12 protein-coding genes are annotated in these 12,996 nt (G+C 44.5%); 6 read left to right on the top strand and 6 right to left on the bottom strand.

Going from position 1 to position 12,996, the window contains the following annotated elements:
- The first annotated feature begins 185 nt into the window (after positions 1–185).
- On the top strand, positions 186–1,112 hold the full coding sequence (rnhC, locus tag A5870_RS04085; protein WP_086291899.1) for a ribonuclease HIII: 927 nt from the start codon (positions 186–188) through the stop codon (positions 1,110–1,112).
- A gap of 87 nt (positions 1,113–1,199) precedes the next feature.
- Here the strand turns inward: rnhC and A5870_RS04080 are convergent, their stop codons facing one another.
- On the bottom strand, positions 1,200–2,180 hold the full coding sequence (locus tag A5870_RS04080) for an ROK family protein (RefSeq protein ID WP_086291898.1): 981 nt from the start codon (positions 2,178–2,180) through the stop codon (positions 1,200–1,202).
- A 170-nt stretch (positions 2,181–2,350) separates the two neighbouring features.
- On the opposite strand from A5870_RS04080, the gene A5870_RS04075 reads away from it, so the two are divergent.
- Genes A5870_RS04075 through A5870_RS04065 form a run of 3 tightly spaced genes read left to right on the top strand, consistent with a single transcriptional unit; the run spans position 2,351 to position 4,254 of the window.
- The gene (locus A5870_RS04075; protein ID WP_016619764.1) at positions 2,351–2,743 is read left to right on the top strand and encodes a VOC family protein; all 393 of its coding nucleotides are present in this window, start codon (positions 2,351–2,353) and stop codon (positions 2,741–2,743) included.
- Positions 2,744–2,756: 13 nt separating this feature from the next.
- Positions 2,757–3,398, top strand: coding sequence for a sugar O-acetyltransferase (locus tag A5870_RS04070; RefSeq protein ID WP_086291897.1), 642 nt, complete (start codon positions 2,757–2,759; stop codon positions 3,396–3,398).
- Between the two features lie 19 nt (positions 3,399–3,417).
- The gene (locus tag A5870_RS04065) at positions 3,418–4,254 is read left to right on the top strand and encodes a histidinol-phosphatase HisJ family protein (protein ID WP_081117504.1); all 837 of its coding nucleotides are present in this window, start codon (positions 3,418–3,420) and stop codon (positions 4,252–4,254) included.
- A 119-nt stretch (positions 4,255–4,373) separates the two neighbouring features.
- Here A5870_RS04065 and A5870_RS04060 read toward each other — a convergent pair whose 3' ends face one another.
- The 4 genes from A5870_RS04060 to A5870_RS04045 form a co-directional block, all read right to left on the bottom strand.
- Positions 4,374–6,098 carry an ABC transporter permease/substrate binding protein gene (locus A5870_RS04060; RefSeq protein ID WP_005228611.1) on the bottom strand — a complete coding sequence of 575 codons (1,725 nt, stop codon included), beginning with the start codon at positions 6,096–6,098 and terminating at the stop codon, positions 4,374–4,376.
- Positions 6,091–7,305, bottom strand: coding sequence for a quaternary amine ABC transporter ATP-binding protein (locus A5870_RS04055; protein ID WP_005228609.1), 1,215 nt, complete (start codon positions 7,303–7,305; stop codon positions 6,091–6,093). The genes A5870_RS04060 and A5870_RS04055 overlap by 8 nt, the downstream gene beginning before the upstream one ends.
- Before the next feature lie 135 nt (positions 7,306–7,440).
- Entirely contained in the window at positions 7,441–8,094 is a 654-nt protein-coding gene (locus A5870_RS04050; protein ID WP_005234303.1) for a GntR family transcriptional regulator, read from the bottom strand.
- A 54-nt stretch (positions 8,095–8,148) separates the two neighbouring features.
- Positions 8,149–9,342 carry an NAD(P)-dependent oxidoreductase gene (locus tag A5870_RS04045; RefSeq protein ID WP_086291896.1) on the bottom strand — a complete coding sequence of 398 codons (1,194 nt, stop codon included), beginning with the start codon at positions 9,340–9,342 and terminating at the stop codon, positions 8,149–8,151.
- A 94-nt stretch (positions 9,343–9,436) separates the two neighbouring features.
- Here A5870_RS04045 and A5870_RS04040 point away from each other — a divergent pair, with 94 nt between their 5' ends.
- Positions 9,437–10,060 carry a DapH/DapD/GlmU-related protein gene (locus A5870_RS04040; RefSeq protein ID WP_086291895.1) on the top strand — a complete coding sequence of 208 codons (624 nt, stop codon included), beginning with the start codon at positions 9,437–9,439 and terminating at the stop codon, positions 10,058–10,060.
- Between the two features lie 194 nt (positions 10,061–10,254).
- The gene (locus A5870_RS04035) at positions 10,255–11,793 is read left to right on the top strand and encodes an AMP-binding protein (RefSeq protein WP_086291894.1); all 1,539 of its coding nucleotides are present in this window, start codon (positions 10,255–10,257) and stop codon (positions 11,791–11,793) included.
- Positions 11,794–11,866: 73 nt separating this feature from the next.
- Here the strand turns inward: A5870_RS04035 and menC are convergent, their stop codons facing one another.
- Positions 11,867–12,994, bottom strand: coding sequence for an o-succinylbenzoate synthase (menC, locus tag A5870_RS04030; protein WP_086291893.1), 1,128 nt, complete (start codon positions 12,992–12,994; stop codon positions 11,867–11,869).
- Positions 12,995–12,996: the final 2 nt, after the last annotated feature.

Below are 12,996 nucleotides of genomic sequence, written 5' to 3'. Positions count from 1 at the left end.
CTCTATTCTATCACTTATTGAACATGTGTCGCAAACTCTTAACTATTATACGTGATTTTCTTATGAATTTCCATGCCAATCGTTTGTTTGCTGATCGTCTTAGTAAAAAAGAATAAGAAGTATGGTAAAATCTTAAAGTATCCTTTTGTCTACCTAAAAAAAGACAAAAAATCAGGAGGAATCAAATGAGTACGATCGTTATCAAAGTACCAACTTCAACTATCCAAAAAATGCAGCAATTTTATCAACGAGAATTGCTGGCGAAGAAAGTTCCTTATACAGTGTTTGTCGCCAAAAAAGGGCCAACGACGATCACTGCTTATACGTCTGGAAAAGTCATGTTTCAAGGAGCGACTGCTGAAAAAGAAGCTTCCTTATGGGGCGACACGGCTAGTGCTGTACCGGATAAGAAAAAAGCGCCTGTTTCAACCACTGCGTTGCCAGCAGGATTTAGCGAAAAAAGCGTCGTCGGCAGTGACGAGGTCGGCAACGGCAGTTATTTCGGTCCTTTGGTGGTCTGTGCCGTCTATGCCAAAAAAGAGCAATTACCACAGCTGAAAGCCTTAGGTGTCAAGGACTCAAAAATGCTGACAGATCCAGAGATCCGTAAGATGGCGCCGAAAATCAAAGAATTGGTTCCTTACCAATTGCTCACTGTCACGCCCAGCAAATACAACGAGATCCAACCAAAATACAACACGGTCCGAATGAAAGTTGCTTTGCATAATCAAGCCATTCGTTTGCTTTTGCAAAAAATTGCTCCTGAGACACCAGATGCCATTTTGATCGATCAGTTCACAAGCGAAAAAAATTATCGCACCTATTTAAAGTCGGAACAAGCAGCGGTCACCGAAAAGCTCTATTTTGCAACGAAAGGTGAACAATATCATCTAGCAGTAGCGGCAGCCTCTATTTTATGCCGTACAGTCTTTTTGGATGAATTAGAGGCAGCCTCCAAAGAAGTCGGTATGCGTTTGCCTTCTGGCGCCCACGCAGCTGCTGACCAAGTTGCCGCAAAATTACTACAACAAGGTGGCATAGCACTATTGAGCAAATATGCCAAACTGCATTTTGCGAATACCGAAAAAGCACAGAAACTTGCTAAGCTGTGAGTTCTCGTATTTTCAAAAAAACTGCCCTGCTTCTGATAAAGGAAGCGGTGGCAGTTTTTGTCCTCAATACCAGTTGAATGCTGCGAATCAAAGCCCTAAGCCAGCTGCTTCGATTCCCATCGTGATCAACCCAGCTAAATAATTTTCTGAAAGCCGATCGGAAAAGTGTAATTTTGGCAAGACGCCATACTGAAACACTGCTGCCAGCTGCTTTTCCAAAAAGGAGCGCGACACGAGCGCCTGCCACTCAGAGGGTAAAAACAAAATGACTTGATGCGGGTCCGTCACTGCCACGATCGCTTGAAGTGTGGCAGTCACTTGTTCTGGGATCGCCTCTTTTGCCAACGGGTAAGAAGCCGTGTAGAGATGCGGCAAATGCTTGATTTCGCCACTTAAATGGTTGGCTCCTTTAAAGAGCTGTTGGTCGATGACCAGTCCCGCACCTGGCGGATAATTTTTCGGAAAATAAATGCCAGCCACGATTTTTTTCTCTTCTTTGAAATGAAATACCGCAGCATTCACGTCATTCTCAATAAGCGCTTTTACAGCGATCTCTTTTTCAATCAATTCCCCTAACGCCATGTCCTTAAATGCCGGAGCATCCATGATCTTCAGTCTTCCAGCAATTTCCACACCCGGAATCCCCACGACTGCCAAGCCGATTTTCGGGTATTCCTGTTTTATCTGACGAATCACTTGCAAGAACTGCGGCAATCGGCCCTCTGCTGACTGCTCATGATGCAAAATGTTCCCCACGAGATCAACAACTGAAAAACGAATCACGATCTGCTGGTCTTCTTCGATAAACTGAATGATCAACAACAGTGTCCGTTGTGCATTGTACTGGTAAGCCGCAGCTTGACGTCCTCCCGTTCGTTGCGGTTGATCCGTCGTCAAAAGTAGTTGCTTTTCAATCAATTCAGGAAGCAACTTGTTGATCGTTACCACGCTTAATTGAGAGGCATCTGCCAGTTGGCGCTTGGTCATAGGCGCTTGCTGCTGCTTTAGCAAATTCAGCAAAACTGCCTGATTATGTAATTTAATGGTCGTTGGCTGATAAGCTTTCATTTTTCTCCCCCTCAACGCTCCTATTTTAACAGATAAAAAGCTGGGAATATACCTTTATTAATTTTGTTAACAAAGGTATAATAGAAGTAACTTATTAAACAAAGTTTACTAAGTTCAAAAAGGAACGAAGAAAGAACGACGCATGTTGCTTATTAAAGGAGTTGTCGATAATGAAAATTGAACACATCGCACTATATGTCAATGATTTGGAAAAAATGAGGACATTTTATGAAACCTACTTTCAGGCGGTCAGCAACCCAAAATACCATAATCCGAAAACAGGCTTTCAGTCCTATTTTTTGACCTTTGATTCTGGAAGTCGGTTAGAATTAACGACCAAGAAATTTTTAAGCCCTCGTGTCAGTGAAAGCTTAGGCTACACTCACCTTGCGATAGCAGTTGGTGATCAAGCTGACGTCGATCGATACGCTCAACGGTTTGTTGAAGATGGCTACCCTCTTTTAAATGGTCCTCGTACAACAGGCGATGGCTATTATGAAGCAGTTGTCCAAGACCCCGAGGGCAATTTGATTGAATTAACCACCGACGATTTACCGTCTTAGAAAGGATTTTGCAATGAAAGAAGACTTTGATTATCAAGCGATGTTGGCTGGTCAATTGTATCAAGCTGCTGGCATTCTCCCTGAGAATGGTTCAGCGGAGGGAAAAAAACGGGCCCAGGAAATCAACCATTTACCAGTCGATGACCGAGAAGGAATCATCGCCAAAGAAAAAGTACTCTTTGGCAAATTTGGGCAGCATTGCTTTGTCCAGCCCCCCCTTTTTGTTGATTATGGTCGCCATGTTGAGATTGGTGATCACTTTTATGCCAATATGGATTGCATTTTTTTAGATGTCAATAAGATTCTGATTGGTGATCATGTGATGGTGGGACCACGGGTCAGCTTCTATACTGCCGGCCATCCAATCGATTCTGTGATCCGCAGTCAAGATTTGGAATTTGGCCTACCGATCACCGTCGAAGATTACGTTTGGATCGGGGGTAATAGTACGATTTTACCAGGTGTCACGATCGGCAAACATGCCATCGTCGCTGCTGGTTCCGTCGTCACAAAAGATGTGCCGCCGAATACGATCGTCGGTGGCAATCCAGCCCGTGTGATCCGTGAGATTCAGCCGACTGACAAAGAGCATTGGGAGACTGCCGCCCAGCTCTATCATCAAAAACGAGCAGACTGGCAGAAGCAGCAAAAATGACGAAACAAAAGGAGACGCCATGATTTTTACAGACTATCACGTTCATAGTGATTACAGCGATGATTCTTGGTATTTGATGGAAGATGTAGTCAAAGACGCCATTAAACTAGGCTTAGCAGAAATCTGCTTTACCGATCATGTGGATTATGGGGTCAAAGAAGACTGGCAAGCGACGGATACGTACCTCGTCGGAGCCAATAAAGTCGTAAAAAATGTCTACTACGACTTGTATTTTAACGAACTGGCACGCTTAAAGGAAACATACAGTGACCAAATCAAGCTAAAAACTGGGCTGGAATTTGGGATGCAAATGCACACGATCCCACAATTTACCCGTCTTTATCATTCGCATCCCTTTGATTTCATTTTACTTTCCGTTCATCAGGTAGACGATCAAGAATTTTGGACCGGAGAATTTCAAAAAGGACGCAGCCAACAGGAATGCTACGAGCGCTATTATGATGAAATGTATCAACTAGTCACGACATATAAAGAGTATTCCGTCTTAGCCCATATGGATTTGATTCGTCGTTATTTAGATAAAGAGAAGGACGCTTTTAAACAAACGAAAGAACAAATCGCAGAGATCTTGAAAGTCGTGATCAAAGATGGCAAAGGCATTGAACTGAATACCTCTTCCCACCGTTACGGAATCAATGGGTATACGCCATCGATCGAGATCCTCAAGCTTTATCGTGACTTGGGGGGAAGCGTGCTAACCATCGGCAGCGATAGTCATAAACCAGAGCAGCTCGGGTTTCAAATCAAAGAGGGACAAGATCTTTTACGATCATTAGGATTTACTGAACTCTGTACGTTTGAACAGATGCAGCCGATTTTCCATCGTTTTGCTTAACCTGCACAAAAGCTCGATCTTTTGCAAAAATCATCCCCTCGTCTTTCGTTATGAACCTAAGTATTTTAAATAACAAAAAGAACGACCGCTTCAATCTGCGGTCGTTCTTTTTTTAGACATTAGTTCGTCCAAGCAGCAACTTCTTCTGGGTGATTGGCTACCCAATCTTTGGCTGCATCTTCGGCTGACGTTCCGTCATTGATTGCTAACATGACTTCTTCCATGTCTTCTTGTGTCCAGTTGAAACGATCAAGTACTTCGTAGACTTCTGGCATGTCATCTGCTAATCCTTGGCGTACAACAGTGTTGATGCTTTCTGCTTCACCCATTGTTCCTTCTGGATCATCCAGATATTTCAGATCATATTTCGCAAACATCCAATGTGGAGACCAGCCAGTAATAACGATCTCATCTTGGTTCTTGATGGCTTGGCCTAATGCCACTGTCATCGCTCCTGAAGAAGAGGTAGCGACATTCCAATCGGAAAGGTTGTCATACGTTGCAACCGTATTTTCCGCTGCATTTACGACACCAGCGCCTGGTTCGATACCAGTGATGGTTTTTCCAGCTTCGTCAGAAAGGTCTGCGATGGAATCTACATCCATATAACTTGGTACAACGATCCCCAGTTTTGCCCCCTCTAAGTTAGGACCTAAGTTCTCGACTTGGTCTTGGTACTGTTCATACTGGGATTGATGCGTAGATGGCAGCCAAGCAGCAACCATCCCGTCAACTTCCCCTTTTGCCACAGATTCCCACATGATGGCATTATCCAATGGCGTCGTATTGACTTCGTAGCCCATTTGCGACAAGACTTCTGCCACCACATGGGTAGATGCAACTTCCGTATCCCATTCGACATACGCCAAGTTCACCGTGCCTTTGCTGTCAGAAACATTTCCAAAAGCAAACGATGCTCCAATCAAAGCAACGACTGCCGCTGCAGCAATCCCGCCAAAAAGACGTTTTTGTTTGCGACTCGTCTTGCTCGCTGCTTTTTGATGTGCCGAACGGTTCAAATTCTGGGTAAAGCGATCCATAATGATCGCCAAAATAACTAAGGATACCCCACTGACAAATCCGTTACCGACTTGTGCTCGTTGTAAGGCGGACAAGACGCCGCGCCCTAATCCAGGAGCCCCGATCATTGACGCAATCACGACCATTGATAATGCCAGCATCGTCGTTTGGTTGACCCCAGCCAAAATAGTACTTTTGGCTAGTGGCAATTCTAATTTGATCAGTTTTTGCCAGCCAGTCCCACCGAAGGAATCAGAGGCTTCTACCAATTCACGAGAAATTTGGCGAATCCCTAAGTTCGTCATCCGAACGGTTGGTGGTAGAGCAAAGATCACTGAGGCAAAGACCCCAGGAACCATCCCGATCCCAAAGAAAGCAACCGCAGGAATCAAATAAACGAAACCAGGCATCGTTTGCATAAAGTCTAAGATTGGCGTCACGATGCTTTGCGCTTTTTCGCTTTTCGCCATTAAGATCCCTAGTGGAATCCCAATGATGATCGAAACCAAACTTGACAACAAGACCAACGTCACGGTGTTCATCAAGTCTGTCCATAACCCTTGATTATAGATGAACAGCAACCCAACAAAAGTAAAGGCTGGCAAGCCGAATTTTTTGCGTGAAACGAAAAAGGCAGCAGCCGTCAATAAGACGATCATTAACAACGGTGGTACAAACAATAATACATTTGTAATAGCGTCCATGATAAATTGTCCGAAAGACTGTAAGGCTGAAAACAATCCACTGAAAGTTCCTGTTAGCCAATCAGTAAAGTTTTCGACCCAATCAGCTACCGGAATCGTATGTTGTAAGAAATTATCCATTTGTCACTACCCCTTCCTCTGCTTGAGCGGCTGAATCGGTCTCAGCCAGCGCTTCAATCACGCTTCCGCGGATCACGACTCCGATCAAACGATCGTTTTCTACCACGGCTAAAGGTGTAGGCGAATCATAGATCAAATTGAAGATATCCGTTACCAGCATATCTTTATCAATCTTTTTAACATTTTTATCAATAACTTCCTTCAAGGTCAGATTGTTTTTCCGTGCCTCACGAGCAGACTCGGCTGTCAAGCTTCCTTTTAGGTGACGACGTTTGTCGACGGCTAACAACATGCTGACTTCTTCTTTCCGCATCCGGTTCAATGCTACGCTTGGTCCATCGATCTCGATGTTCGTCGTCAATGCTGGAACCATGATGTTTTGCGCAGTCAAGACTTTGGAACGATCGACATCTTCCACGAAATCACGCACGTATTGGTTGGCAGGATTCGTCAAAATATCTTCTCCTGTACCGATCTGCATGATCTGACCATCTTTCATTAAAGCGATCCGGTCACCGATCCGCAAGGCCTCGTTCAAATCATGGGTGATAAAGATGATCGTTTTTTGAACATTGGCTTGTAGTTCTAAAAGTTCATCTTGCATTTCACGGCGAATCAGCGGATCGAGTGCTGAAAAGGCTTCGTCCATCAAGAGGATCTCTGGATCATTGGCTAACGCACGGGCAAGTCCCACACGCTGTTGCATCCCTCCAGACAGCTGGTCAGGATATTGGTCTTTAAATGAAAGTAACCCTGAGTTTTCTAACGCTTTTTCCGCTTTCGCTGTTCGTTCTTCTTTCGAGACCCCACGGACTTCTAGTCCGTATTCTGTGTTCTCTAAAATCGTCCGATGAGGGAAAAGGCCAAAGCTTTGGAAAACCATGTTGATTTTGTGACGGCGAACTTCTCGCAGTTCTTCTTTACTCATTTTAGCAACATCCACGCCATCTATGTAAATATCTCCGCCAGACGGCTCGATCAATCGATTCAAGAGGCGAATCAATGTTGACTTCCCGCTTCCAGAAAGGCCCATGATGACGAAAATCTCGCCTTCGTTGACTTCGAAGTTCACATCATAGACCCCGACGGTGGCACCCGTTTTTTCTAAAATCTCGTTTTTGCTACGTTGTTCTTTGACCATGGCAAGAGCTTGCTGCTTTTTCTTACCGAAGATTTTGGTTAAGTGTTCCACTTTAACTTTACTCAAATGATTAATACTCCTTTTTCTGAAAAATTTCACGAAAGTGACCATACCATCTTAACAAGATGTGGTCACTTTGTCAAAAAAAATTTCCCAATGCTTTTTCTTTTGCAAAAAAAGCATGGGAATCAGGAAAAAGAATTACGCTGAATGGTCCGTTGGATAGAAGAAATTGGTCATGCGCTGCAACGCCAGTTCATTTCCGACAAAATAAATCGTATTGCCTGCACTAAATTTCGCATAAGGTCCTGGTGACAACAACAATTCTTCGGTTGTTTGGATTGCGATGATCGTCGCCCCTGTGGCTTGCCAAATATTCAATTCATTGATACTTTTTTCCAAATGCTGCGCTTGTTCCGTCAACTGAAGTTCAAAGGGCACAAACGGACTCATGTGGTGTACCTTTTTGGTCTGCTGCACTAACGTGTTCAACAAGTCAGAAAAATTATCCAGCTCTTGCTGCTGCCGCTCCACACTGTCTAAAATATCTTGTCTGATTTCTTGGATCGACTGCACATCTTGGTATTGTTCCACAAAGGCCTGTGCTTTTTCCTTTGAAGCAATATAGGCGCCGCTGCCATGACGGACATCCATGATTTCTAAATCAACTAATACATTGATCGCTTTACGGGCTGTTTCAGGAGAGACATTGAAATTGCTGGCTAACGTTGAGCGTGCATGGATCTTTTGCCCAACTTGGTAGCGATTTTCAACGATTCGTTCCGCGATCGCCACGGCAATCTGCTGATAACGAGGCAAAGCGACCTTCTTTTTATCTTGAAACTTATTCGTCATGATGAACTTCCTTTACTTTTTTTTCATCATAACAAGAAACATTGTTGGTGGCAACTATTCACTGATTCGCGGATTTTTGATCAAACGTACACGAATGATTGCCCCTGCCTGCTGCATCTGTTTTTGCAGATCTTGCAGCAGTGTTTCATTTGTCTCATCAAGATCAATCAAAGTATAGGCAACTCCGGCTTTTCTCTCACTCGCCAAATTATCGATATCCACGCCTGCTTCAGAAATGATCCGCAATAATGGGGCAAAAGCACCAGGCTTGTCGTGATAAAACAGCGCTAAGCGATACGGTGCCAAAAAAGGCAACTCTGCATGGGGGAAATTGACCGATTCTTGAATCGTCCCAGCGCGTAAATAGGCATGCATGCGATCAAAAACTACGTGGTCCCCCTTTTCCAAGGCATTGGTAGTACTGCCGCCGATATGCGGATAACACAACACTTTCGGTTGTCCGATCAAGCCCGCACTAGGAAAATCAGTGATGTATTGTTTGAGCTGATTTTTGGCTAATGCTTCTAAGACGGCTGCTTCTTCCACGATTTCCCCGCGACCAAAATTCATCAACACTGCATTTTTTTTCATCTGCTGAATCGTTCGTCGATTCAGCAAGCCGTGGGTCTCTTGACTCAAAGGAAGCAAAACCACCACAAAATCTGATTCGGCCAACAGTACGTGCAAGTCACTAACTTGTTCGTAATCGTGGGCCGCTTTTTTCGTACGGGCATAGCCGAGGACTTCCATTCCTAACTGGTGACAGGCTTTTGCCACCCGTTCACCGATCTCTCCTAAGCCTAAAATACCGATGGTTTTTCCAGCTAATTCTTCGCCGATCACTTCTTTTCGCCGTTCTTCAGCTACCTTCAACACATCTTCTGCTTCAATTTGACCTGACGTTAGCTCTTCTTGCAAATCGGCTACCGTCTGGATGGCTTTGAATAAGGGGCGAACGCTGAGAAACAAATTGGAGAGCACCAATTCTTTGACTGCATTGGCATTGACACCGGGACTATTGAAGACTACTGTGCCATTTTGAGTACACCGTGCCAAATCGATCGTATTGGTGCCTGTTCCTGAGCGAGCGATCACAGCTAATTTGGGTGTGATCAATTCGTTAGGAACCGTTGAACTGCGTACAAACAGCGCCTCTGGGGCCGCTTGATTTTTTAACGCGTATCCTTTTTTGATTGCTCGCTTAGCTATCATTTCGGTCATCTTATCTAACTGATAAATCGTCTCCATAACGCAGACCTCCTTTTGTCTTTAGTGCGTATTAGTCAAATAGTACAAAAAAGTGCGGTAAAATGATAGCAATACGCAAGAGAGGATGATTACTATGCACCTATCGATCACAAATTTTCCTGATGAACAGCCGATCGTTGGCAAAGACTCGCAGCTTCAAGACACAACTTTAGGAGACTATGTCGAAATTGGCGAAGCCAATCACATTGATCATTCTTCCATCGGCAATTATACCTATACGGGGCAATATTGCTTTATTCAGAACAGTCAATTAGGACGTTTTATCAGTATCGCTGCGATGGTTCGGATCGGTCCTACCAATCATCCTTACGAACGCCCCAGCCAACACCTTTTTGCTTACAATGGCGAGGGTTATGGGTTTATGCCTAAAGACGAGTCCTTCTTAGAAAAACGCAAAGCGAAGACGACCTTCATTGGCAATGATGTCTGGATCGGCCATGGTGCCGTGATCCAATCTGGTTTGACCGTCGGTGATGGTGCCGTGATCGCCTCAAACGCAGTAGTAACCAAAGATGTGCCGCCTTATGCGATCGTCGGCGGGGTTCCAGCAAAAGTGATCAAATACCGCTTTGATCCAGAAACGATCACTGCTTTAAAAGAAATCGCTTGGTGGAATTGGAGTCGTGCAGAATTAGAAGCACGCTATCTGGATTTCCGGCTCCCAATCGAAGATTTTGTAGCAAAATACAGCCGTTGATTATGCGCTTTTTCCGCTTAGTACGAGGAATGAATGATAACACATCACAGTCATTCATTCTTCGAAAGTCTTTGAGGGTAGGATTTTTTAGAAATAAATAAAAAACACTGAAAATCTATTGTATCGAGAAATTCCTGTGCTAAAATGGAGAAATCAAATGAAGTTTTTCACGAACTTTTAAAGGAGTGTTCTATTTGACCATTTTAGACTATCGTCCATTAAATCTTTACACCAATTACCGCGAAGCTGCCGAGGCATTTCCTGACACAACCATCATCCACGATGAAGTGCTGCCAGCATTTCCTGAACTTGGCTATCGTAGTACCTACCGTTCGAGCCATGAAATGATTTTAAAACGTGCGTACCAACTTGCTGCACTAGGCGTGCAAGCCGGCGATAAAATCATTCTTTACAAATCTTCAAAATTCGATACCTATTTATTAGCAACGGCTGCTTCTTACCTTGGTGCCGTTCCTGCCATGATCTCCTATCATTTTCCTGCTGAAACCATCGAAGTGTTTGTGGATCGCTTAGAAGATCCATTCATCTTATTTGATGAAGAAACCGAAGGCCGCGTCGCACAAGTGAAAAATAGCAGTACTGACAAACAGATTGCTGTTCGTCATCTGCTGCAACAACCAGCGGAACCAGTGGCCCAAACTGAGTTACCGGTGGATCAAATTTCTTATATGACCCACACTTCTGGAACAACGGGTATTCCAAAATTGATTTGTCATTCGGCAAACTCCATGGGCTGGCGGACAAAATGGCAAAAAACGATCTTCACCAAGATTGATCGCACCAAGGCAGACTCTGATTTAATTGCGTTCCATATCTCACCGGTGCACTCCCGCTTCAATATTGGCATCTCATCCTTGATGGCGATGGGCTTTCCGATGATGCCATTAGCCAATGCCAACGGCGCTCATGTCGTAAGCATGCTAAAAGAATATCCACCAATCGCTTTGGAAACTCATCCAAACAATTTTGTCCAATGGAGCTTTGTGGCAAAAGAACAACCAGATGCTTTCGCCAATATTCGCTATTACCATTCAACTTTTGATGCCATCAACAACCAAACAATGGCCACTTTTTTAAATACTTCAGCAACAAAAGAAGCAATCTTTTTGCAAGTCTATGGTCAAAGTGAATGCGGGCCAATGATCCTAAAAGCACATACCTTAGAAAGCATCGCTACCAATGATGCCCGTGATATGGGTGTGGGTCTCGAGGACTTAACGAGAGCACGGATCGCCGATGCAGAGGGCAACGAGCTGCCAGCCAATACCGATGGGCACATCCATTTCCTTTCAAAAGGACGCGCGTTGACCTATTATAAAGAAGATCAGCGTTTTGCTGACAATGTCTATGGCGCTTGGTGGGACAGTGGTGACTACGGCATGATGGATGATCAGGGCCATCTTTACTTAAAAGACCGTCAAGTGGACTTGATCAAAAATATTGAAAGCAATCTTGCCTTGGAAGACCTTTTGCTAGATCATTTAGACTTCCTTGCCGAAGTTGTGATTGTTCGCGACAAAGAAAACTCACCACAACCAATCATTGCTTTAGCGCCAAATCGTGAAATGGATTGGGATGCTTGGTGGAAAATGGTGGAAGATCTCCCTCACCTCAATCAACCAATTTTACGCGACTACGAAGATATCCCACGAACAGCAACCATGAAAGTTCAACGACTACAAATTGAAAAAGAATTCAAAAACGCAGAATAAAGCAAAAGAAACGGCCAGCAGATTTCCCTGCTGGCCGTTTCTTTTGCTTTCGCTGTGTTTTCTTTCGCTGCGGTTATTCTTTCGCTGACCGTTTTCTTGAGTAGATACGTTCTTTAGATTGCCCATATTGACTTAGCTTTGTTTCAGCTAATGTGATACCAAAGCCCTTTCCATCAGGTACCAGCAGCTTGCCTTCATGCAAAGTTGCAGGCTGTGTAATGACATCATCATAAAAGTAACGGTCAGAAGCGGAAAGGTCCCCGGGAAAATGGAAAATATCTTGACTCGCAAATTGCAAATTCATGGCTCGTCCCACACCAGACTCAAACATGCCGCCTAACCAAACAAGCAGTCCATGGGTTTGACATCGATCAAGGATCCGCAAAGCTTCGGTGATCCCACCGACACGAGGGATTTTCAGGTTGATCGCACGGCAGCTGTCCAGTGCTGCGACTGTATCGACGTCTTCTGCCGTTCGAATATCTTCATCCAAACATAGAGGCGTCTTCATCTGTCGCTGTAGCTGACTGTGCCCCACCAGATCTCGTACCTTAAGGGGTTGCTCGATCATCACCAAGCCTAAGTCATCCAATGCCAAAATGCGTTCAGGCTCACTTTGATAGGCCCCGTTCGCATCTGCCATCAAAAGCAATTCTGGAAAGGCTTGTCGAATCGCTCGCAAGGGTGCCACATCTTGCCCCGGCTTGATTTTTAACTTGATTCGTTGATACCCTTGGGCGACATAAGCGGCAACAAGAGCCATTAGTTTTTCGACAGAGTCTTGTATGCCGATACTAACGCCAACCGCGACACTCGGTCGGGTCGCGGTATACAGCTCTTTCACACTTTGATGCGTTTGCTTGCCATATAGATCCCAAATTGCTGTTTCCAAAGCCGATTTTGCCATGTAGTTTCCTTGGACCGTTTGAAACAGCTGCCAAACTTCTTGCGGATGCTCGATCTCCTGGTCAATCAATAATGGGATCAGTGCTGTTTCAATCACTTGTCGAGCAGAAAAGAGGGTTTCTTCAATGTAATCTGGCTGCTCAAAAGCGACCAATTCACCGATGCCCACCGTTCCCTCCTCTGCCGTCACCAAATAAAGATCAAAGGCTTTTTCTGTTAATTGTCCGTAACTTGTCACAAAGGGGTGTTTGAGGGGCAAGCGACAGGCGATGCGTTCAATTTTTTCAATCTTCATTG

The organism is Enterococcus sp. 2G9_DIV0600 (assembly GCF_002140615.1).
In the GTDB taxonomy this organism is placed as follows: Bacteria; Bacillota; Bacilli; order Lactobacillales; family Enterococcaceae; genus Enterococcus_D; species Enterococcus_D innesii.
Note: the sequence above shows the minus strand (reverse complement) of the source record. Positions and strands in the feature narration are given on the sequence as shown.

Coding starts and splice junctions, on each gene's coding strand:
- rnhC (WP_086291899.1), top strand. CDS start 186: ATGAGTACGATCGTTATCAAAGTACCAACTTCAACTATCCAAAAAATG.
- A5870_RS04080 (WP_086291898.1), bottom strand. CDS start 2,180: ATGAAAGCTTATCAGCCAACGACCATTAAATTACATAATCAGGCAGTT.
- A5870_RS04075 (WP_016619764.1), top strand. CDS start 2,351: ATGAAAATTGAACACATCGCACTATATGTCAATGATTTGGAAAAAATG.
- A5870_RS04070 (WP_086291897.1), top strand. CDS start 2,757: ATGAAAGAAGACTTTGATTATCAAGCGATGTTGGCTGGTCAATTGTAT.
- A5870_RS04065 (WP_081117504.1), top strand. CDS start 3,418: ATGATTTTTACAGACTATCACGTTCATAGTGATTACAGCGATGATTCT.
- A5870_RS04060 (WP_005228611.1), bottom strand. CDS start 6,098: ATGGATAATTTCTTACAACATACGATTCCGGTAGCTGATTGGGTCGAA.
- A5870_RS04050 (WP_005234303.1), bottom strand. CDS start 8,094: ATGACGAATAAGTTTCAAGATAAAAAGAAGGTCGCTTTGCCTCGTTAT.
- A5870_RS04045 (WP_086291896.1), bottom strand. CDS start 9,342: ATGGAGACGATTTATCAGTTAGATAAGATGACCGAAATGATAGCTAAG.
- A5870_RS04040 (WP_086291895.1), top strand. CDS start 9,437: ATGCACCTATCGATCACAAATTTTCCTGATGAACAGCCGATCGTTGGC.
- menC (WP_086291893.1), bottom strand. CDS start 12,994: ATGAAGATTGAAAAAATTGAACGCATCGCCTGTCGCTTGCCCCTCAAA.